Origin of the sequence: Ruegeria atlantica, from assembly GCF_013033965.1 — a bacterium.
Classification (GTDB): Bacteria; Pseudomonadota; Alphaproteobacteria; order Rhodobacterales; family Rhodobacteraceae; genus Ruegeria; species Ruegeria atlantica_D.
Genome location: NZ_WQFE01000012.1, coordinates 1 through 21,507 on the forward strand (window position 1 = coordinate 1; position 21,507 = coordinate 21,507).

21 protein-coding genes and 1 tRNA gene are annotated in these 21,507 nt (G+C 56.1%); 12 read left to right on the forward strand and 10 right to left on the reverse strand.

Annotated features, from left to right (window positions below; translation table 11 throughout):
* Window positions 1-244 precede the first annotated feature (244 nt).
* Complete coding sequence (gene msrQ, locus GOW16_RS18545; protein WP_170418053.1) at window positions 245-859, reverse strand: protein-methionine-sulfoxide reductase heme-binding subunit MsrQ; 615 nt, start codon at window positions 857-859, stop codon at window positions 245-247.
* Between the two features lie 4 nt (window positions 860-863).
* Complete coding sequence (gene msrP / locus GOW16_RS18550; protein WP_170418056.1) at window positions 864-1,766, reverse strand: protein-methionine-sulfoxide reductase catalytic subunit MsrP; 903 nt, start codon at window positions 1,764-1,766, stop codon at window positions 864-866.
* Window positions 1,767-2,100: 334 nt separating this feature from the next.
* On the opposite strand from msrP, the gene GOW16_RS18555 reads away from it, so the two are divergent.
* Window positions 2,101-2,916, forward strand: coding sequence for a cyclase family protein (locus tag GOW16_RS18555; protein ID WP_170418060.1), 816 nt, complete (start codon window positions 2,101-2,103; stop codon window positions 2,914-2,916).
* Window positions 2,917-2,986: 70 nt separating this feature from the next.
* On the forward strand, window positions 2,987-3,382 hold the full coding sequence (locus GOW16_RS23155; protein ID WP_170418063.1) for a GFA family protein: 396 nt from the start codon (window positions 2,987-2,989) through the stop codon (window positions 3,380-3,382).
* A gap of 120 nt (window positions 3,383-3,502) precedes the next feature.
* On the opposite strand, the gene clpB is transcribed toward GOW16_RS23155, so the two are convergent.
* Together clpB and GOW16_RS18570 are read right to left on the reverse strand one after the other, a co-directional pair.
* Entirely contained in the window at window positions 3,503-6,121 is a 2,619-nt protein-coding gene (clpB, locus tag GOW16_RS18565; RefSeq protein WP_170418066.1) for an ATP-dependent chaperone ClpB, read from the reverse strand.
* A gap of 127 nt (window positions 6,122-6,248) precedes the next feature.
* Window positions 6,249-6,569 carry a hypothetical protein gene (locus tag GOW16_RS18570; RefSeq protein ID WP_170418069.1) on the reverse strand — a complete coding sequence of 107 codons (321 nt, stop codon included), beginning with the start codon at window positions 6,567-6,569 and terminating at the stop codon, window positions 6,249-6,251.
* Window positions 6,570-6,716: 147 nt separating this feature from the next.
* On the opposite strand from GOW16_RS18570, the gene pyrF reads away from it, so the two are divergent.
* Window positions 6,717-7,421: an orotidine-5'-phosphate decarboxylase gene (gene pyrF / locus GOW16_RS18575; RefSeq protein WP_170418072.1), complete on the forward strand. Its 705-nt coding sequence runs from the start codon at window positions 6,717-6,719 to the stop codon at window positions 7,419-7,421.
* A gap of 264 nt (window positions 7,422-7,685) precedes the next feature.
* Here the strand turns inward: pyrF and GOW16_RS18580 are convergent, their stop codons facing one another.
* Window positions 7,686-8,093 (reverse strand): NUDIX domain-containing protein, encoded by a 408-nt coding sequence (locus GOW16_RS18580; protein WP_170418075.1) that lies wholly within the window; start codon window positions 8,091-8,093, stop codon window positions 7,686-7,688.
* An 87-nt stretch (window positions 8,094-8,180) separates the two neighbouring features.
* On the opposite strand from GOW16_RS18580, the gene GOW16_RS18585 reads away from it, so the two are divergent.
* Window positions 8,181-9,434 carry a DNA polymerase IV gene (locus GOW16_RS18585; RefSeq protein ID WP_170418078.1) on the forward strand — a complete coding sequence of 418 codons (1,254 nt, stop codon included), beginning with the start codon at window positions 8,181-8,183 and terminating at the stop codon, window positions 9,432-9,434.
* Between the two features lie 2 nt (window positions 9,435-9,436).
* On the opposite strand, the gene GOW16_RS18590 is transcribed toward GOW16_RS18585, so the two are convergent.
* Entirely contained in the window at window positions 9,437-10,297 is an 861-nt protein-coding gene (locus GOW16_RS18590; protein ID WP_170418081.1) for an N-formylglutamate amidohydrolase, read from the reverse strand.
* 149 nt (window positions 10,298-10,446) lie between these two features.
* On the opposite strand from GOW16_RS18590, the gene GOW16_RS18595 reads away from it, so the two are divergent.
* From GOW16_RS18595 to GOW16_RS18610, 4 genes are all read left to right on the forward strand, one after another.
* A tRNA-Val gene (locus GOW16_RS18595) sits at window positions 10,447-10,521 on the forward strand.
* Window positions 10,522-10,614: 93 nt separating this feature from the next.
* Window positions 10,615-10,740: a type B 50S ribosomal protein L36 gene (gene ykgO, locus GOW16_RS18600; protein ID WP_005648635.1), complete on the forward strand. Its 126-nt coding sequence runs from the start codon at window positions 10,615-10,617 to the stop codon at window positions 10,738-10,740.
* A 142-nt stretch (window positions 10,741-10,882) separates the two neighbouring features.
* Window positions 10,883-11,701: a DUF2189 domain-containing protein gene (locus GOW16_RS18605; protein ID WP_170418117.1), complete on the forward strand. Its 819-nt coding sequence runs from the start codon at window positions 10,883-10,885 to the stop codon at window positions 11,699-11,701.
* Window positions 11,702-11,938: 237 nt separating this feature from the next.
* On the forward strand, window positions 11,939-12,955 hold the full coding sequence (locus GOW16_RS18610) for a Fe(3+) ABC transporter substrate-binding protein (RefSeq protein WP_170418120.1): 1,017 nt from the start codon (window positions 11,939-11,941) through the stop codon (window positions 12,953-12,955).
* Between the two features lie 66 nt (window positions 12,956-13,021).
* On the opposite strand, the gene GOW16_RS18615 is transcribed toward GOW16_RS18610, so the two are convergent.
* Window positions 13,022-13,951: an autotransporter domain-containing protein gene (locus tag GOW16_RS18615; protein WP_170418136.1), complete on the reverse strand. Its 930-nt coding sequence runs from the start codon at window positions 13,949-13,951 to the stop codon at window positions 13,022-13,024.
* A gap of 242 nt (window positions 13,952-14,193) precedes the next feature.
* Here GOW16_RS18615 and GOW16_RS18620 point away from each other — a divergent pair, with 242 nt between their 5' ends.
* The 3 genes from GOW16_RS18620 to GOW16_RS18630 all read left to right on the forward strand — a co-directional run bounded on the left by GOW16_RS18620 (window position 14,194) and on the right by GOW16_RS18630 (window position 16,543).
* Entirely contained in the window at window positions 14,194-14,409 is a 216-nt protein-coding gene (locus GOW16_RS18620) for a hypothetical protein (protein ID WP_170418139.1), read from the forward strand.
* A gap of 163 nt (window positions 14,410-14,572) precedes the next feature.
* Window positions 14,573-16,105 carry a phospholipase D family protein gene (locus GOW16_RS18625; protein ID WP_170418142.1) on the forward strand — a complete coding sequence of 511 codons (1,533 nt, stop codon included), beginning with the start codon at window positions 14,573-14,575 and terminating at the stop codon, window positions 16,103-16,105.
* Between the two features lie 72 nt (window positions 16,106-16,177).
* Window positions 16,178-16,543, forward strand: coding sequence for a cupin (locus GOW16_RS18630; RefSeq protein WP_170418145.1), 366 nt, complete (start codon window positions 16,178-16,180; stop codon window positions 16,541-16,543).
* A 147-nt stretch (window positions 16,544-16,690) separates the two neighbouring features.
* Here GOW16_RS18630 and htpX read toward each other — a convergent pair whose 3' ends face one another.
* A complete protein-coding gene (gene htpX / locus GOW16_RS18635) occupies window positions 16,691-17,596 on the reverse strand; it encodes a zinc metalloprotease HtpX (RefSeq protein ID WP_170418148.1) in 906 nt (301 codons plus the stop codon).
* 284 nt (window positions 17,597-17,880) lie between these two features.
* Here htpX and GOW16_RS18640 point away from each other — a divergent pair, with 284 nt between their 5' ends.
* The gene (locus tag GOW16_RS18640) at window positions 17,881-18,300 is read left to right on the forward strand and encodes a hypothetical protein (protein ID WP_170418151.1); all 420 of its coding nucleotides are present in this window, start codon (window positions 17,881-17,883) and stop codon (window positions 18,298-18,300) included.
* Window positions 18,301-18,360: 60 nt separating this feature from the next.
* Here GOW16_RS18640 and gyrB read toward each other — a convergent pair whose 3' ends face one another.
* Window positions 18,361-20,778 (reverse strand): DNA topoisomerase (ATP-hydrolyzing) subunit B, encoded by a 2,418-nt coding sequence (gene gyrB / locus GOW16_RS18645; protein ID WP_170418154.1) that lies wholly within the window; start codon window positions 20,776-20,778, stop codon window positions 18,361-18,363.
* A 125-nt stretch (window positions 20,779-20,903) separates the two neighbouring features.
* Window positions 20,904-21,476 (reverse strand): TetR/AcrR family transcriptional regulator, encoded by a 573-nt coding sequence (locus tag GOW16_RS18650; protein ID WP_170418157.1) that lies wholly within the window; start codon window positions 21,474-21,476, stop codon window positions 20,904-20,906.
* Between the last annotated feature and the right edge of the window lie 31 nt (window positions 21,477-21,507).

Here is a 21,507-nt window from a genome sequence, read left to right on the forward strand (position 1 = left end):
TGTCCAACCGTCTCTCCGGCCCGTCAGCACCGCCTCAGCAGCGCCGGTGAAGGGGGTTCTAAGGTCTACCAAACAAAGCCGCAAGCGGAAAATTCGATAAATTTGCAAAAAACCGAAAAATCTATTTTTGCGCGCAAAAACAACAATCTAGCAAAGAGAAGTTATTCCTGAGAACGCCACAAGGGGATTACTCAGCACCGAATCTGACGGTTTCGACAGTGTTCCCCGCAGACTTGGTGCCGAGTCACGCGGAATCGGCTGGACGGATCCGAGTCAGAAGGTCGGAAACCCGAACGCGTAACAATAGCAGGCTTACGATCAGAGAAAGATAGACCAGCGGCTCGATCTGAAATCCCTTGGCTAGCATGACATAGTGCAGCCCGCCCAAAATCGCGGCAGGAAAGACAAGCCGCTGCAGGCTGCGCCAACGGGGGCCTAATTTACGCACCGACAGATTGTTTGACGTCACCGCCAGCGGGATCATCAGGACAAATGCGGCCATGCCGACTGTTATATAGGGACGCTTCAGAATATCCGCCCAGATCTGGCTGGGCAGCTGCACGTCCAGAACCAGCCATACCAATAGGTGAAGACTGACATAAACAAAGGTCAGCACGCCCAGCGCCCGGCGAAACTTCAGCAGGTTCAGCCCCAGGAACCGTCGCAGCGGTGATATTGCCAACACAACGATCAACAACTGAAGCGCCAGTTCGCCGTAGCGATGCTCCAACGCCTCAATCGGATCTACGCCCAGACCGCCGGTCAGCCCCTGGTAAAACAGCCAGGGGGCCGGCAGCGCCCCCAGCAGGTAGACCAGCCACACCGGAATGCGGCGTAAAATCTGATTCAGCGTCTGCATGGTCTTAGTAGAATTCCTTCAGATCCATACCTTCGTAAAGACCGGCGACCTCATCTTCGTAACCGTTGAACATCAGCGTCGGGATACGCTTGGCAAAAAGACCGCCGCCAATCTGACGCTCGGAAGCCTGCGACCAGCGTGGATGATCCACATTCGGGTTCACATTACTATAGAAACCATATTCGCGCGGGGCAGACATGTTCCAACTGGTGGGCGGCTCGACATCTGTAAGAGTGATACGGACAATCGACTTGATGGACTTGAAGCCATATTTCCACGGCACGACCAGACGCAATGGCGCGCCATTCTGGTTGGGGATCGGATTGCCGTAGATACCAGTCGCCATGATGGTCAGCGGGTGCATCGCCTCGTCCAGGCGCAATCCTTCGCGGTAAGGCCATTCGAGGATCGGAAACTGAACACCGGGCATCTCATCAGGACGGTACGCAGTTTCGAAGGCCACGTATTTCGCGCCTTCCTGCACACCCGCCATATTCAGAAGATCCGCCAGTTCAAACCCGTTCCACGGGATCACCATCGACCACGCTTCGACACAGCGAAATCTGTAGATGCGCTCTTCGACCGTCATCTCGGACATGATGTCCTTGAAGTCATATTCACCCGGATTGTCGACCATCCCGTCAATCGTAACGCTCCAGGGTTCGGTGACCAAAGTATGCGCGTATTTTGCGGGATCATCCTTGCGAGTCCCGAACTCGTAGTAGTTATTGTACGAGGTGATCTCTTCCCACGTGTTGGGTTCCAGAGCGTCCTGCGCCGCTGCCGGTCTGGCCAGCCCCGCCAATCCCACACCCGCCAGGCCGGCCATCACCTGCCGCCGGTTCAGGAACGCCGCCTGCGGCGTGACGTCGGCATGTGTCAGTGTATTGGTCCAGCGATGCGCCATTTATGTCTCCTTGGTAAACTAGCCTGAGAATCCAGTTAACCCGCTGATACCACACCGCCAAGGCAACATGCGTCACGATTGGGAGACGAGACTGTAACGTTTCACGCCAAGTCCAAACCAAACTGCCTCAGTTACCCGCCGGCCAATTGCGCCAAAACCGTTAGTACCTGTCACACCAAGTTGATCGCATCCCGCCCAATTCGGCCAGAACACCCGGACCTTCAATCTTTACAACTGCTTCATGCAACTTGCAGTCTTGGTGTCAGGATCGGCCGACAGGCCCTTAGATCCGCTGTCCACCCGATTGTCGGGCATGACCATAGGGAGAAGACGAATGTGTGACATCTGCGTGATGAACGCGGTCAAAGACCGTATGCTGTCAAGAAGAGGGTTCTTCAAAGCTGCCGCCGCCTCGGGTGCGGCCGTAGCCGCAACGGGGGCCAGTGCACCGATTGTTTTGGCTGCTGGCGCGGGCAAAGTTGAGGACATGACCCACACGATCGGCGCCGAGTTCCCAACCTATTTTGGCGAACCGGGGTATGCGTCCGAACAGGTTTTTAATTTCGGCGAACACGGCTTTAATTTGCAGCGCCTCACAGTCAATGAACACACCGGCACTCATATTGACGCGCCATTGCATTTTTCGGCGGACGGGGCATCGGTGGATGAGATCCCGGTATCCGATCTTGTTGCACCACTTTGTGTCGTCGACATCGCTGCTCGGGCAGCCGAGGATGCCGATACGCTGCTGACACCAGATGATCTGAAGGCTTGGATGTCAGCAAACGGAGATATCCCGGATGGCGCTTGCGTGGCCTTGTATTCCGGTTGGGCCGCCAAAGCCGACAGCGACGATTACCGCGGATTTGACGGCCAAGCACAACATTATCCCGGCTTCCACCCCGAAGCGGCAATAATGTTGATCGAGGAGACCGGCGCACGCTCTATTGCATCAGACACGCTGTCTCTTGATCACGGCATTTCAACCGACTTCGCCACCCATTATGCATGGCTGCCCACGGGTCGTTTCGGGATTGAGAATATCGCCGGATTGGATCGCGTACCGGCTGCAGGTGCCACTCTGGTCATCGGCGCCCCGAAACATGCGGGCGGCACCGGAGGGCCGGCGCGCATTTTTGCGATGGTCTAGGACCATATTGACAGCGACATGGGAAAACCCGCCGGACTGACCGGTTTTCCCAAAACAGGCGGAGTGGAATATGCTGACAGGTACTTGCCATTGCGGCACAACTGGCTGGACATTGAATGCCGCGCCTGAGTCGGCCACCGCCTGCAATTGCACGATCTGCCGGCGTTATGGAGCACTTTGGGCCTATGGGTATGTTGGACGGGATATAGAAACAAGCGGCCAGACCAGCACATATCTGCGCCAAGACAGCGGAGATATCTGTTTCCAGTTTTGCCCGATCTGCGGGTGTATAATGTACTTCGCTGCAAAATCAGCAGATCAGCGTGGCCGTTATCGAGCGGCTGTCAATTTACGTATGTCCGACCTGTCACTGATACATAAGGTGCCAATTCGCCGCTTTGAGGGGCACAACAGCTTCAAGGCACTTCCCGGCGATGGCAGAACGATAGAGGACGTCTGGTTCTGAGCTATGACATGCCCACCCGATGTTGGGCAGCAGACGCTCTGCAATACGCAGAGCTGATACCGGAACCTCAACGCAAAAAGGCCCGCCAAATTGGCGGGCCTTTCTTTTTAGCATTGCGGATCAATGCACCACGGCATCATCCGGGCGAGGCCGGTCTGACGTGCCCAAGCGGTCACCGATGATTAGGCCGTCCGTGCCTGCGGTTACCGGAACGGTCTCTCCGTCTTTAATCTCACCAGCCAACAGCGCTTCGGCCAATGGGTTCTGCAAGGCGCGCTGGATCACGCGCTTGAGTGGACGCGCACCAAACACCGGATCATAGCCTTCGTTCGCCAGCCATTCCTTGGCACCGTCGTCCAGAACCAGTTCGATCTTGCGGGCGGCCAGACGTTTCTGCAGGCGCGCCATCTGGATATCAACGATACCATCCATATCGGCCCGCTTGAGCCGGTCAAAGATGATGGTCTCGTCCAGACGGTTCAGGAATTCCGGCCGGAAATGCGCCCGGACGGCATCCATCACGTCACGCTTGGCCTGCGCACTATCCGCACCTTCTGGCAACTGGCTGAGCGCCTGAGACCCAAGGTTCGACGTCAGGATGATCAGCGTTTGCTTGAAGTCCACGGTGCGGCCCTGACCATCGGTCAGAACACCATCATCGAGAACCTGCAGCAGCACGTTGAACACATCCGGGTGCGCCTTTTCGACCTCGTCAAACAGCACAACCTGATAGGGCCTGCGCCGCACCGCTTCGGTCAGCACACCGCCTTCGTCATAGCCGACATAGCCCGGAGGAGCCCCGATCAGACGGGCGACCGCGTGTTTCTCCATGAATTCGGACATGTCGATACGCACCATCGCGTTGTCGTCATCGAACAGGAAGTTCGCCACGGCCTTGGTCAACTCGGTCTTACCCACGCCGGTCGGTCCGAGGAACAGGAATGAGCCCAACGGGCGGCCTTCGTCATTCAGGCCCGCACGCGCACGGCGCACAGCGTTGGCCACGGCAGTCACCGCCGCATCCTGACCAATGACACGCGAATGCAGTTCATCTTCCATCCGCAGCAGCTTCTCGCGCTCACCTTCCAGCATTTTCGAGGTCGGAATACCGGTCCAGCGTTCGACCACCGAAGCGATCTGTTCCGGGCGCACCGTTTCCTCGGCCATCATCTGGCTGCTTTCGGCGTTCTCGGCCTCGGTCAGCTTTTTCTCAAGCTCGGGGATGACGCCATAAGACAACTCACCCGCTTTCGCCAGATTGCCTTCACGCTTGGCGATCTCCAGATCAGCACGCGCCTTGTCGAGCTGCTCTTTCAGATCGCGCGCGCCAGCAAGCTTGTCACGTTCAGCCTGCCACTGGGCGGTCATCTCGGCGGATTGCTCCTGCAGGTCGGCAAGATCCTTTTGCAAAGTTTCCAGACGATCCTTCGAGGCCGCGTCATCCTCAAGCTTCAGTGCTTCTTCCTCGATCTGCATCTGCAGGATCTGGCGATCCAGCTGATCGAGCTCTTCGGGCTTGGAATCCACCTCCATCCGCAGGCGCGATGCCGCTTCATCGACCAAATCGATGGCTTTGTCGGGCAGGAAACGGTCGGTGATATAGCGATGCGAGAGCGTCGCTGCCGACACCAGCGCCGAGTCCGAAATACGCACGCCGTGGTGCAACTCGTACTTTTCCTTGATGCCGCGCAGGATGCTGATCGTGTCCTCGACCGTCGGCTCCTGCACCATCACCGGCTGGAACCGGCGCGCAAGGGCCGCGTCTTTTTCGACGTATTTGCGGTACTCATCCAACGTGGTGGCGCCGATACAATGCAGCTCACCCCGGGCCAATGCAGGCTTGATCAGGTTGGCAGCATCCATCGCGCCGTCGGATTTACCGGCCCCGACCAGCGTGTGCATCTCGTCAATGAACAGGATGATCTCACCAGCGGCCTCGGTGACCTCGGTCAGAACGGCCTTGAGGCGTTCTTCGAACTCACCACGGTATTTTGCGCCCGCAATCAGCGCGCCCATATCCAGCGCGAGCAGCTTTTTGTCCTTCAGCGATTCCGGCACGTCTCCGTTCACGATGCGCAGGGCCATGCCCTCGGCAATCGCAGTTTTACCGACGCCGGGTTCACCGATCAGAACCGGGTTGTTCTTGGTACGGCGCGACAGAACCTGCATCGAGCGGCGGATTTCTTCGTCCCGCCCAATGATCGGGTCAATCTTGCCCTCAGCCGCAGCCTCGGTCAAGTCACGCGCGTATTTTTTGAGCGCGTCATAGCCCTCTTCCGCCGACGCACTATCGGCGGTGCGCCCCTTGCGAATATCGTTGATCGCTTCGTTCAGTTTCTGAGCGGATACAGCTCCGGCTTCCAACGCCTCTTTGGCCTTGGACTTCACCATACACAGCGCCATCAGCACCCGCTCGACGGGTACAAAGCTGTCACCTGCCTTAGTCGCAATTTTCTCGGCTTCTGCAAAAACCTTGGCGGTCTGGCCATCCATGTAAATCTGGCTCGCATCACCGCTGACTTTTGGAATCTTGGATAGCGCAGCATCCAGCGCCTCGACCACACGGGTCGGCGCGCCGCCCGCGCGTGTAATCAGGTTGCTGGCCAGCCCCTGATCGTCATCCATCAATGCTTTCAAAAGATGTTCGGGCATCAATCGTTGGTGCCCCTCACGCAGCGCAATGGTCTGCGCAGCCTGCACGAATCCCCGTGCCCGCTCGGTGAACTTGTTTAAGTCCATAGCATTCTCCTTTTCTTAAGCGCCCTGAATGTAATGCGCCCGCTTGGCGGCACGCGTCGGTCTGGGCCTCACATTCAATCTGGGAAATATCTTTGCCCGTTCAAGGGGCTGGAGCGCAGATTCAGACTTATCGTCGGGGTACGGTGTAGACAGTGTATCCGCCCGTCTGCGCGACCTCGCGCGCAGGGTAAATTTCCACCAACGATTGTGCGGCGTCGCTGCCCGTCGGGCAGGAAACAAGGTCTGCTGCATCATCCAGAAAATTGACTGTAAACGACGTCTCGCCGGTCAATTGGCAATCATCGTCGGTCGAACGATAGCCGCCCACCAGACGCAAATTGTCATTGGTCGGAGACTTGATAACCGTATCCGCCGCCTCGGTTTCCAACGGCATATCCTGGCATCCGACCAAAGCCAGCAAAATCCCAACACCCAATATCTGTTTCATAAGTCCCCCATCGAAAATTCCTGTGAATGTGCGGCACCATACCATAATCGGGCGAAAGCTGCGTGAACTCGGACACGCGCGCGCTGCATGGACACAGACGCCCGAAACCGCTAGGACGCAGACGTTTGCCAAAAAGGAGCCCGCACCATGTCCGATGATCGTCTGATCGTAGCCCTAGATGTTCCCAATGCCCTGCAGGGGCTGGCCATGGCCGAACGGCTTGGTGACAGCGTTTCATTCTACAAGATCGGGCTGGGAATGCTGACCGGAGGCGGGCTGGCTTTGGCCAACGAACTGAAACAGGATCACGGCAAGCGCATCTTTCTGGACATGAAGCTGTTCGACATCGGCAACACGGTTGAAAACGCCGTTCGCGGGCTGGCGCAGTTCGACCTGGATTTCCTGACGGTACATGGTGACCCGCATGTGGTACGCGCCGCAAAAGAGGGGGCTGCGGGCAAAGACCTCAAGATTCTGGCGGTGACCATTCTGACTTCGCTCAACCGCGATGATCTGGATGCCAGCCTATTGAAAGTAGGCGACATACAGGAATTGGTGGTCGAACGCGCCGCGCGCGCGCTTGAGGCAGGCGCAGACGGAGTCATCGCCAGCCCGCAAGAGGCCGCCCTGATCCGCGCCCTGCCCCAGGCCGAGGGCCGCCTGATTGTGACACCGGGTGTGCGCCCGGTCGGTGCAGCGCTTGGTGATCAGAAACGCGTCGCCACCCCTGCCAGCGCGATCAGCGACGGTGCCGATCATATCGTCGTCGGACGCCCGATTTATCAGGCCGAAGACCCCAAAGCGGCTGCACAGGCAGTTTTGGATGAGTTAAAAACTTTGCCCCATAACTGAACGTCTCGACCAAATATTGGGGCGATCATGGCAGAAAGTCGAGCTCAACCGGTTGACCTTACGTCACTTTTTGCCGAATCCGCGCCAAATCGTCTCTGTGCCCGAAAACACACATGAAATATGCGAGTTTTCGTTGTGTAACCTCGATCCTATCTAAATCCCGGAATTTGCGCGATTCTAGTGGTGTGATACTCCCCGCGGACCATCTCTTCCTGAGGTCCGTCACCTCCCCCCGCCAATCGCGGGGGGTCTTCTTCAAAAAACTCACGCACCAAAGGACAGCCCGCCTTCGGTCAGGTAGTCACGAAGGCGGATTACAAAATTCGGCACTGCCAGAGCATTCTCAAGATACCTTTCCGGTGACATCAAACACCATCCCTGCCCTTCATCGCCAAACCTGATCAGGTTAACATTGCCGGGTGGTCGGTGAGCTGCAAAGAACCGACTCTGCCCATATCTGCGCGACCAGACGAAATCAGCCTCTTCCAGATGCAGCCCCACTTCTTCCAGTGTTTCACGCCTGACGCATTCAATCGGGGTCTCTGATCCTTCACGCCCGCCGCCGGGAAAGTCGAAATGACCCGGAAAAGGGATGTCCTTCCTGTCGTCCCTTTGAATCACCAACAGGTCTGATCCAAGAAACAATGCGACCTTGGCCCCTGTGAACTGCATGAACGCTTTCTCTTTGTATCCTGACCGGATAAATTTTAGCCAGAACCACTGATACGACAAAGCGCATAAAACTGAGATGTGAATGTAATGCCCGCTTTATGCCGCGATTGCTTTTCAACATTGGAACAGGAAGTGCGCTGCCCCTCCTGCGGTAGCCCGCGAATCAAGGCGCACCCCGAGTTGTTCGATCTGTCTATTGCCCATATGGATTGCGACGCATTTTATGCCTCAGTCGAAAAGCGGGACAATCCCGAGTTGGCCGATAAGCCGGTGATCATCGGGGGTGGAAAACGCGGTGTTGTGTCAACCGCGTGTTATGTGGCCCGCATTCGGGGGGTCCGCTCGGCTATGCCGATGTTCAAAGCGTTGCAACTGTGTCCGGAGGCCGTTGTCATTAAGCCTCGGATGTCCGTTTACGCCGAGGTGTCGCGACAGATCCGAGCCATGATGGACGAACTGACCCCCATCATTGAACCGCTGTCGCTGGACGAAGCCTTCATGGACCTGTCCGGCACGCAAAGGCTGCATGGCGCGCCACCCGCGGTCATGCTGGCAAGGCTGGTAAAGCGAATGAAAGACGACCTGGGGGTGACAGGCTCGATCGGTCTGTCGCACAACAAGTTTCTGGCCAAAGTCGCCTCGGATTTGGACAAGCCACGTGGATTTTCAGTGATTGGAAAAGCCGAGACTGTCGATTTCTTGTACGACAAACCTGTGCGCCTGATTTGGGGGATCGGACCGGCGGCACAAGAATCGCTGGATCGTGCAGGCATCAACACGTTCGCGGACCTGCTGCGCTGGGATCAGGAGGCACTGACAACCCGGTTCGGCTCGATGGGGTATCGGCTATGGCATTTGGCGCGTGGTCAGGACAATCGGCGTGTTTCCTCGCACGAACCCATGAAGTCGATCAGCAACGAGACCACGTTTTTTGAGGACACCGCCAGTCTGGACATCCTGGACGGCCATCTGTGGCGCATGTCCGAGAAGGTTGCGGATCGGGCCAAAGCCAAAGGACTGGCCGGACGAGTCGTGACTCTGAAGCTCAAACAAGCCAACCACAAGATCATCACCCGGCGGGTTTCGTTGCGGGACGCAACACAGATCGCCGATCGCATTTACCGTACAGCGCGTGGGCTATTCGATCAGGTAGGCGATAAAGGGCCGTACCGCCTTTTGGGCTGCGGCATTTCCGATCTGTGCCCCGAAGATCAGGCGGACATCTCGGGCGATCTTCTGGATCCTGGCGCGGCAGTTCGGTCTAAGGCTGAACGCGCCACAGATGAAATCCGGCGCAGGTTCGGAACGGATGCGATTGTCAAAGGCCGGGCGCTGCGCTGACGTTACTCGGCAGCCAGGCGCAATGAATCACGGCCAATGCCCGAGATTTCCTGTATGACCTGCCGCAATACGTCCTGAAACGCCGAGAAATTTTCGTTCGGCGCGATTTTGGCCTCATCCATGTACAAAGAGCGATCGATCTCAATCTGTATGGCGTGCTGATTGCGTCCGGGCCGCCCGTAGGTCTGCGTCACGTAAGCACCGGCAAAGGGCGCGTTACGCGCCACGATCAGACCCGCCGAGGCAAAGGCGGATTCGATCCGGTCCACAATCCCGGTTGAGGCTGAGGCCCCAAACCTGTCACCCAACACGATCTGCGGCCGCTGAGACTTGGACGTACTGGCCATAGAAACCGCTTCATGTGGCATCGAATGGCAATCGATCAATATCGCCTCACCGAATGCGGCGTGCGATTCGGCCAGCAGAGATTTTAGTCGCGCATGATAGGGACGCCAGCAGGTGTCGATGCGCAGACGCGCCTCATCCATTGTTAGTTTTCCACGATAGATTGCACGCCCATTTGCCACGACCCTGGGAATCACACCTAGTCCGGACGCGACACGGGGATTGTGCCCGTGACGGCGCGCACCCTGGATCAAAGCCGGGTCCAGTTCCTCTGCGCTGCGGTTAAGGTCCAGATAGGCCCTTGATTTTGTAGCGGATATCAGGGGCGCACCGTAGTCAACGGCTGGGGAGAACAACTGATCTACGAAAGCATCCTCCGAAGACCGAATCACATTCTGGCTCAGAACCGTCCGGTTCAGCATCGCCTGGGGGTAGTTTCGGCCGCTATGAGGAGAAGAAAAAACTACGCAAGACGTGCGCTTGACGGGCATATCCAATACGTAAGCTGCGTTCTTCATGGTGACTCCTTGTTCGCATTGAACATAGACCGGAAAATAGTTCTACCAAACCCCTTGAACCCCTTTGCGACTCCTTTTATAGACCCCGCTACCGGCGCGGGGTTCCGCGCCCCATTTCGTTATGGGGCAAGACAACGCAAAGGTTAAGTGGGCGGTTAGCTCAGCGGTAGAGCACTTCGTTGACATCGAAGGGGTCACAAGTTCGATCCTTGTACCGCCCACCATCGTTTCATTGTTTCGGGTCTGACCCGGGACACCCGCTAACCCAGGCGCTGGCCACGTCCTTGATGAAGGCGCCGCAGATTGGAGACAGACCCATGAAGGTCAAGAACTCGCTCCGCTCGCTCAAGAACCGGCACCGTGATTGCCGTGTTGTGCGTCGCAAAGGCCGCGTCTACGTGATCAACAAGACGCAGCGCAAGTTCAAAGCTCGCCAGGGCTAAGAACTGCACATAGCCGTGTAAAGAAACCGTGCCATTGGGCGCGGTTTTTTTGTTTGCATTGTTGCGCCCATTGCGCAGACTTGGCTGCCCTATTGCCCCTCTTCCAAACCTGTTGCAAACTTGCAAAAGGAGGAGGGATGTCATGACATCCAAGACCGCAGGTCCGTCACCACCAGACAATTTGTCACCGCATCAACCGGCAATGCCAAAGGTCAATAAGGTGACCGCCGCAGATATCACGGCCTCGCTAAAGGCCGGGTTTTCAGACTTTCTGGCTCGCCCCGTCCTGAGCGGATTCTTCGGCCTGTTCTATGCGGTTTTCGGGCTCTTGTTGGTTTGGAGCCTGATCTGGCTTGGCAAAATCTGGATGATCATTCCAGCTATTGTGGGGTTTCCGCTGGTCGCTCCTTTCGCTGCCGCCGGGCTTTATGAGATGTCCCGCCGGTTACAGAACAACGAGAGTTTCGGTTGGTCGGAAATCCTCATCGTCATGGCCAATCAGCGCAAGCGCGAGATGGGCTGGATGGCGTTTGTCACCTTGTTCATTTTCTGGGTTTGGATTTACCAGATTCGACTTTGGCTGGCGATCATCCTGCAGAATGCATCATTCTCGGATTTTGATGGTTTTTTGAATATCGTGCTCTATACACCGCAGGGCTGGACCTTCCTTGCTGTTGGCACCTGTATCGGCGCATTTCTATCGGCTGTACTTTTCACTGTCACCGTCGTCGCCATGCCATTGCTGCTAGACCGGGAAGCCAATTTCGTTTCTGCCATGATCACGTCCATTCGCGTTGTCACAGAAAACCCGATGGTTATGCTCAGCTGGGCGGCGATTATCTCGGTCACTATGCTGTTGTCGTTGGTTCCGGCGTTTTTGGGCCTGATATTCACACTGCCTATACTGGGTCACACCACATGGCATCTCTATCAGCGGGCTGTGTCGCCAGCAGAGGGGTGACCCATCCAGCATTCGTTTGAGCAGCTGCGCGCTTTTTTCTTCCGCAGAGTACCAAAGCGCAAAGCCATCACAGAGTATATTTTTTCTTCTGTATATTCGGGAAGAACCTGAAAGCGGACGGCAGCGACTTTTTGCCCAAGTAATTTTGTCAGATTTACTTGCTTCCCCCTGAGAATCGTTTAATTGACAATTTCAGTCGGATTACGACTGCCGCACATTTCAATGTTTGGAGTTAAGATGCTCAAATCCTCTACCTGCGTCGCCGCCGCCCTGACGGCCCTGATTGCCACCTCTGCCGCCGCCGAGGGTGAGCTGAACCTTTATTCCTCGCGTCACTACGACACCGACGAAAACCTCTATACCGATTTCGAAGAGGCCACCGGCATCACCATCAACCGCATCGAAGGCAAGGCTGACGAGCTAATCGCGCGGATGGAAGCCGAAGGCGCGAATTCGCCGGCAGACATCCTTCTAACCGTCGACACTTCGCGTCTTGCACGGGCCAAGAATGCGGGCATCCTGCAACCGATCGAAAGCGCCGTACTGGAAGAGCGCATTCCGAACAACCTTCAGGACAGCGACAACGAATGGTTCGGCTTCTCGCAGCGCGGCCGTATCATTTTCTTCGACAAGGAAAACGTCGCCAACCCGCCGGCGACATATGCCGATCTTGCCAAGCCCGAATACAAGGGCAAGATCTGCATTCGGTCCTCCAGCAACACCTATAACCAAACCCTTCTGGCGTCGATCATCACTCATGAAGGCCCCGAAGCGGCAAAGGCCTGGGCCGACGGTATCGTGGCAAATATGGCCCGTGAACCACAGGGCGGTGACACCGATCAGCTGCGGGGTATTGTCTCCGGTGAATGCGATATCGCGGTTTCGAACACCTATTACTTTGCCCGCGCCATCCGCAAAGATGTCAAAGGTGTCTCGGCCGATATCGACGCTATCGGTTGGGTTTTCCCGAACCAGGACAGCTATGGCGCGCATATGAACCTGTCCGGTGCGGGTGTGGCCGCAAATGCACCGAACAAAGAGAACGCCATTCTCTTCCTCGAGTATCTGGCAAGCGACAGTGCACAGCAGTATTTCTCGGCCGGTAATGACGAATTCCCCGCCGTTGAAGGCGTCGCACTTGCGGATTCTGTGCAGTCGCTGGGTGATTTCAAAGCGGATGAGGTCGTCCTGTCCGACGTCGCCGAAAACCTGCCCGAGGCGCAAAAGATCTTTAACGAAGCCGGCTGGAAGTAATCCGGACGAAACCCAGAGCAGTATGAAGGGCGCAGAGATTCTGCGCCCTTTCTTTTGACAACCGGTTCAGAACCGCACTCCGAACCCAACGGAAAAACCGGAAAATGAATCGGCAATGACGCCGTTCAGCATAATGCGCGCGCCATCGACAGCAGGCAGCCCGACCTTCGTGGTATCAACCTCAATTCCGATACCGGCCGTCGCCAGCCAGTTCGTATCCAGCACCGTCGCGCTGTCGCCGTGATAAAGCACAACGCCCCCGTCCAAAACCAGTTTAGACGGGCGGCCCAGAAGCTTGACCTTTTCCAGCGGATAGCGATAGCGCGAGAACAATGTCGTCTGGTTCGAATTCGCGCGCGCATTCCCCGCCTGAGGTTCGTTTATCGGATAGAACTCCAAAAACGTTTGGCGCAACCTGTATTCTGCCTCCCAACGACCGTAGTTCGCCTCACGAAAGATGCTCAGAGACGCTCCGACGCCAAAAGCGTTTAGGTTGCCGTCCACCACACCCGCCCCATTCGAGCGAGACGGAAACAAAGGAAAATTGGAAAACACCGCATCTGTGGTGACATGGCCAAGCGACAGATGCGCAACCGGTCGGATATACCAATCATTGGTGATCGGAAGCTCCCACCCGACGCCAAGGGTCGCGGCGATGCTTGACCATGTCACGTCCAACTCTGTGTCCGACCCGATCTCGGGGAAAATCACCACCGGGTTGTAATTCTGATACGCGAGCTGGCCTTCCACATACAGGCCATTATCCAGTGGTTTGAACCCGCCACGCAGCTGTGTAGACCGCAGATTTCGCGCGTCACCGGATGCGCTCAGAAAAGAAAGGGACGACAATGTTTCGTTTGGCGTGGCTGCGACACTCAGCACTGCAAGCGCAGCACGAGCGGCGGCTTCAGAAGCGTCAGGATCAAGGTTTTGCGCATTGGTCGACGGGGCGAAACTCCAGATCAAAAACGATGTGTACGCAACAAGTCTATTCAATCGCGGGTTCGCCTGTAGATTTTTTTGTCGGCTGCCAAGCGCGTCTGTTTTGCGCGCACTGTGTAATCCGGATCGTAACCCAATCCTGTTGTAAGAAGAATTAAAACGACAATAACTCAATTACGAAATCTTAAGGCTTGTATTTTGGAAACACTCGTTTGCAACGGTGTTTTCGACAAACACCCGGAAAGTGATTTGGCATTTATCGCCGAAACGGGTTCAATCGCCTTGGGAGGTTTGCCATGAAAAACCCGGACAGTTTCGAGAAATTCTACTTTGCCAAAGTAGGCATGGGCGAAGCCTGCGGTTGCGCCGAACGGGTTATTGATGTGTTCGAATTCAACCGAAAAGGTGGCGCACAATCAAAACGCGCGCTGAAACCTGAAAAACGCAAACGCCGCTCATTCCGATCCTGGGCCGTGAAGTACGGTTTGATGAGCCGCAAACCTCGAACCTGAAGTTTTTCAGAGGAAATCAGGGATAGTGCCGGTGCCGCTGTCAGGTGAATTATCGTCGGCGATCGAGACAAAAGCAGGCGAAACGATCCTGCATATCCGGAAAGAATCTTGCAATCGCCCCTCTAAGCTAGTCACCTGAGACAATAGTGGGGGGAGGAAATCGATGAAACCATGGGCTTTCGTGGTCTATCTGTGCTGTACGCTGACTCTTGCCGCTTGCGCCCCCAAAACCCGCAGCTTTGACAAAACGGTTTCATCCTCGCTTCCTGCTCGTGCGAACAGCACCCTTGCGCAAACAGCCAACCGGCTTGGCGATCCCAAGGATGGGCGATCCGGCGTGAGGCTGATCAGCGACGGAGAACAAGCGCTGGTCTCGCGGCTTTTGATGGCAGCCGCAGCAGAGCGTACAATCGACGCGCAATATTACCTTCTGCACAACGATCCCACCGGTCACCTGTTTGCGGCCAGCCTTTTACAGGCCGCCGACAGAGGCGTGCGCGTCCGACTGCTTTTGGATGACATGGACACGTCCAGCTATGACGCGATGACAGCCGCGCTGGACTATCACGAAAACATCGAAATTCGCCTGTTCAATCCGTTTTGGCGGAATCAGAACCTTCTGATAGCCGGGCTGACAGACTTCAAACGCATCAATCGCCGGATGCACAACAAATCCATGACCGCGGACAACTCGTTCACGATAGTTGGAGGACGCAATATAGGGGCCGAGTATTTCCTGGCCCGCGAAGATATGAACTATGCCGATCTGGACGTTCTGGCCGCAGGCCCTGTCGTGAACGAGGTTTCCCAAAGCTTTGACGCCTACTGGAACAGTGAATTTGCCGTTCCTGCCCGGGCGGTTGTTGGGGAACCCGAAGCCTTCAGCCTGCCAGATGCCCGAAACAGATTGAATGAGTTAGTCGATGAAGCAAGGCAGACGCAGTACGGCTCGGCGCTCAGGAAATCCGCACAGGAAAGTTTTGCAGACGGCGCGCTGACGCTGGATTGGGTTCCGGCGCGGTTATATGCGGATCCTCCTTCAAAAGCCGCAGGTGTCGAAACGTCAGATCCCATTCTTGCATCGCAGCTACTACCATATTTCGAAAATGCCGACAGCGAGGTGAATATCGTGTCGGCCTATTTCGTACCGCGCAACAATGGCGTTAGGTGGATGACCGAGTTAGAAAATCGCGGCGTCGACGTCAAGGTTGTGACCAACTCACTCGGTTCAAATGACGTCGTGCCGGTCTATGCGCATTACGCTAAGAAACGTCGGGCATTGCTGCGTGGTGGGGTCGAACTTTATGAATTGCGACCGGACGCTTATCAAGTGCGGCGCCGTGGAGTAAACTGGGCGCAATCCCGGTCCGGTCTGCATTCCAAGGCTTTTGCCATTGATGACCGTTACCTCTTTGTGGGCTCTTTCAATTGGGACCCCAGATCCGTGAACATTAATACCGAAATGGGTATTCTGATCGACTCGCCAGCGTTGGCCATTCAAACGCTGGGCGCTTTGGACGAGGCCCTGCCCGCCTATACCTACCAGGTGACGTTGGAACGTGCGGGCCAGCTTAAGTGGAAAACACGGGGCTCGGGCGGGGAAATACTGGAGTACGAGTCCGAGCCCACAGGATCAGCATGGGATCACATCATCTCTGGTTTTCTGGGCATCTTGCCAATCGGATCACAGCTTTAGGGTCGTAGGAAACGATCTATGCAACCCACTTTTTTGAATTGACCGCAGAAAAAGGCGGAAAGGAATTTCACTGTGAAGTACTACAAACTCTACTCCGATGCCGCTGGCGACAGTCTTTGGGACGAAATTGAAGTCCGAGTCGAGGAACGGAGTTTCGCCCCACCTGCACAGGCCATCGAAATATCCGAACCTGAACCGGTCAAGCAAACCATGTTTCTGCGGCTCCGATCAGGGTGGAATGAACCCATCCATCCAACTCCGGTGGTGCAAAAGCTGGTTTGCCTTGCGGGTAGAATACGTGTCACCGCAAGCGACGGAAGCTACCGCGATATCGGTCCGGGCGATGTTTGGCACATGGAAGACAAGGTCGGGAAAGGTCACCACACCAAGGTCACAAGTGATCTGGATTTCGAAGCCATCATAATTCAATACGAATAACTTCGGTGTTCTGACGCAGATGCCAGGAACCCAGACATTTTGTTGGTCTGCGGACAACACCGTTATGGGTTGACGGTTTTCGGGTGTTCTGACCGCCAGGCTACGCGCGGGCACATGATCGGTCGCAATGCGTTTGGAAGCTGCGCCTCAGCCCCAAGGACCCGAGCTGGGCGGGGTATTCCGATCGTTTCTGGTACCACGTGGCTCAGCTTGACCATACTTCCGGGTTAGCTCTCTCAGCGCTGCGATCCGATTGGCCGTTGACGGGTGGGTTGAGAATAGCTTGTCGCGGCTATGCGCGTGCAAAGGGTTGATAATAAACATATGAGCGGTCGCCGGATTCCGTTCGGCTGCGTCATTGTCAATGCGGGCTGCACCCTGCTGAATACGTTCAAGTGCCGAGGCCAGCGCCAAGGGTTGGCCGCAAATTTCGGCCCCAAGGCGATCGGCTGCGTATTCCCGTGTTCGACTGATCGCCATCTGCACCAAACCAGCCGCCAGGGGCGCGAGGATCATCAGCGCTATCGTTCCGATCAAACCGACCGCATTGTCCCTTCTGCCCCCAAAGAAAAGCGCGAAGTTGGCCAGCATCGTGATCGCACCTGCAAATGTCGCGGTAACTGTCATGATCGCAGTGTCGTGGTTCTTGATATGTGCAAGCTCGTGCGCGACGACGCCCGCCAGTTCCTCGCGCGAGAGGGTCTGCATCAATCCAATGGTCACGGCGACTGCGGCGTTGTTGGGATTGCGGCCTGTTGCAAAGGCATTGGGTTGCGGCGTGTCCAGTAAATAAACGGCAGGCACCGGCATGCCGGCATTCTTCGCCAAGTCTTTAACCATCTCGGACAAACCCAATTGATCACCGGCCGGAACAGGTTGTGCATTGTGCATCCGGAGGACCATCTTGTCCGAGTTCCACCAAGTGAACACGTTCATGCCGGCGGCAATCACAAGGGCGAACAGCATGCCCCCAGAACCGGCCAGCAGGTATCCCAAGCCCATGAACAAAGCTGTCATTGCGGCCATCAGTATCGCAGTTTTCGTATATCCCATTCGACACCCCGTTCCCCGCAGTGATGACGCTGATCTGTGATCAATACCCTCTGCTTGCAAGGATTATCGCCCGGATTCATGAAAGTCCAAGCACCAGAAGGGCATGATTTAGATTTGGTCTGCTGCTCGAAAAGAAAAAACCGGCTTATTTTCAAGGACTTTTGCTACTGGTTGCTGCGACAGCGCAACTCTCATCTCCTTGTGTGAATAATTTTACTTCCGCCGCAGCGCGCTTCTGGCACTATCGGGTGCACGTGTTTTGAAAAAGTGTTGTGAGTAAGCCAATGTACCTGGCCAGGATTGATACGAACAATTGCGCCGTCAATGACCTCCGCAAGGATGAGTTCGCGCGAAACTATACATTGTTGGACGATAGCGCGGTGTATGCACGCTGGAAAAAAGGGTCCTGGCAGATCACCCGAATCGGCGATATCTGGAAGAGATCCGGGAAGGTGTTTTCCGTTCCCTATGAAGGCACCGACAGCTATCCGTCATTTCAGTTTGCCGAGGATGGAACGCCACATCCTTTGATGGAAAAGGTATTGAAAGCACTGCCTGATGACATGACGCCGTGGCAACGGGCTTTGTGGATGGCCACACCCAAGGCAGAGCTTGCGGGCAGAAGTCCCGCAAACTGCATTCAAACGGGCGATGACCGCGTTGTCGACATTGCGGCCCAAACGCGTGCACATTTCTTCCACTAGCCGAACCACGAGGCGGTGGGTTCAGGCAAATAGGCAAGATATCGGCGGTACTACACCAACCTAGAAATCCAGATTCTCCACACTCAGGGCGTTTTGCTGGATGAACTCGCGGCGGGGTTCGACGACATCGCCCATCAGTTTGGTGAACAGATCATCCGCCTCAACCATGTCGTCCACGCGCACCTGCAAGAGCGTCCGCGCATCGGGGTCGAGCGTGGTTTCCCACAGCTGATCGGGGTTCATTTCACCAAGGCCTTTGTAGCGTTGCAACGACAGGCCCTTTTCGCCCTCTTCCAGAATAGCACGCAGCAGATCCAGCGGGCCGTGGATGACCTGTGACCGGTCGCGACGGATCAGGGTGGCCGGGGTGTTGTAGATCTCTTGCAAGCTTTGGGTGAAACTGCCGGTTTTGCGCGCCTCGCCCGAGCGCAGCATCGGACCGTCCAGCGTGCGAACTTCTTCGACACCGCGCAAGATACGAGCGAGACGAATGCCGTGATCCTGTGTGATCCGACCCTGCCAGCCGCGTTCATATTCCAGTGCGATCAGGTCCAGACGGGCTGCGACCTTATCAGCCACGCCTTGCAGGTCCGCGTCGACCGCGCCCGGAACAAAAGCTCCAGCCACCGCAGCCTGTTCCAGAATGTGTCGCGGATAATGTGTTGGGAAGGCGTCCAGCACACGTTTCAGCTGGCGCGCTTCGTCAACGACGCGTGTCAGATCCTGACCGATGATTTCCTCACCCGAGCCGAGTTTCAAGACAGCGCCTTCAACACCCTGATTGATAAGATAGTCATCCAGCGCGGCCTGGTCCTTTAGGTAAACCTCTGATTTACCACGTGAAACTTTATACAACGGAGGTTGAGCGATATACAGATAGCCGCCCTCGATCAACTCAGGCATTTGCCGATAGAAGAAAGTCAGCAGCAGCGTCCGGATATGCGCGCCGTCGACATCCGCGTCGGTCATGATGACGATCTTGTGGTAGCGCAGCTTTTCGATGTTGAACTCGTCGCGCCCAATACCCGTGCCCAATGCCATCACAAGGTTACCGATTTCCTGAGACGAGAGCATCCGATCAAACCGCGCGCGTTCGACGTTCAGGATTTTACCGCGAAGGGGCAGCACGGCTTGCGTCAGTCGATCCCGGCCCGTCTGGGCGGACCCACCAGCCGAGTCACCCTCGACGAGGAAGACTTCGGTTTTCGATGGGTCTTTCTCGGAACAGTCTTTCAACTTACCAGCCAGATAATTCACATCCATTGCCGTCTTGCGTCGGGTCAGTTCACGTGCTTTCCGCGCCGCTTCTCGGGCCAGTGCAGCCTCGATGATCTTGCCGACGATAACTTTAGCCTCGTTAGGGTTCTCTTCGAACCACTCGGCCAGTTTTTCGTTCATCAAACCTTCGACGGCCGGACGCACTTCGGACGAGACCAGCTTGTCCTTGGTCTGGGAGGAGAATTTCGGATCGGGCACTTTGACCGACAGCACGCAGGTCAAACCTTCGCGCGCGTCGTCGCCAGTGAAGTTGACCTTTTCCTTTTTCGCGATCCCGCTGGATTGTGCGTAGTTGTTGATCGTCCGGGTCAAGGCGCCCCGGAAGCCGGCCACATGAGTGCCGCCATCGCGCTGGGGGATGTTGTTGGTGAAGGGCAGCACCGTCTCGTGATAGCTGTCATTCCACCACATCGCGATTTCGACACCGATCTCGTCGCGCTCGCCCTTGATATAGATCGGTTCAGGCATCGCAGCGGATTTCGAACGGTCGAGGTATTTGACGAATTCCTTGACGCCGCCCTCATAGAACAGCTCGGTTTCCAACCGTTCCGCAGGGCGTTCGTCGATCAAGATGATCCGCACGCCCGAGTTCAGGAAGGCAAGCTCGCGCAGGCGCTTTTCCAGCGTTTCAAAAGAGTATTCCAGGTTCGAGAACGTATCGGTCGAGGCCAGGAAACGCACCTCGGTTCCCGTCCGATCACCGCAGTCGTCAACCACTTTCAGATGTTCAACCGTCTCACCGCCTTCGAACCTTGCGACGTGTTCCTTACCATTGCGCCAGACCCGCAACTCTAACCAGTTCGACAGCGCGTTCACAACCGAAACACCCACGCCGTGCAGACCGCCAGACACTTTGTAGGAATTGCTGTCGAACTTACCACCGGCATGCAGCTGAGTCATGATAACTTCGGCAGCGGACACACCCTCTTCAGGGTGAATATCGACAGGAATTCCGCGCCCGTTGTCGCTGACAGAGACACTGGAATCCGCGTGAATTTTGACAGTCACATGATCGGCGTGACCGGCCAAAGCTTCGTCAATCCCGTTGTCCACAACCTCGTACACCATATGGTGCAAACCCGAGCCATCATCAGTGTCGCCGATATACATACCGGGGCGCTTGCGAACAGCCTCCAAGCCCTTGAGAACTTTGATGGAATCTGCGCCGTATTCCTGTGGTGCCTGTGTGTCGTCGGACATGCCGTTAGTACCTATATTATTTTGGTAACTTATACGTTTTCTGGGGGGGAATGTCACGCGCTGCCCCAACATTTTGTGTCGACCAGGTGTGATTTCGTTAGTTTTGGCAGCTGACTGCCGAATCCCTACAACCGGTCGATATCAGCCGCTATATCCGCGGCGATTTCACGAGCGTCAACATCACTGCGCTCAGCAGACAAACGCAGCCCCAGAAGATCAGATTGGTAGCGTGTCGCCAGCCGGTTGGGATCATGTTCAGGGGCAATATCGCCCGCCTCTTGCGCCTGGCGGAACAGATCAGCAAAACAGGCCTTCATCTCGGACATGAGGTCCCCCGCCTGCCCCGCCAGTTCGTGATCCCTGGCCAGCAATTCAGCATACGTCTTAGCCAACATGCAGGCTTTCGCGGGCGCTCCGCTGGCCTCGATCACCAAACGCGGCTGCGCCTTCAAAGCTTCCAATGGTCCCAACCGGTCGGCCAGAGCCTTCAGCCGCATGACACCCTCTTGCGCGTAGCGTTCCAGCGCCAGCGCATACAAAGCGTCCTTAGATCCGAATGCCGCGTAGAAACTGCCGGGCTTCAATTTCAACTCACGCTCAAGATCTTTCAAAGATGTCCCCGCCCAACCCTGACGCCAGAAAATATCCCTGGCCTGCGCGATCAGGGCATCACGGTCATATTCAGGTTTACGCGGCATCATCTTCACCAATTCTTGAACGGTTGCTCAA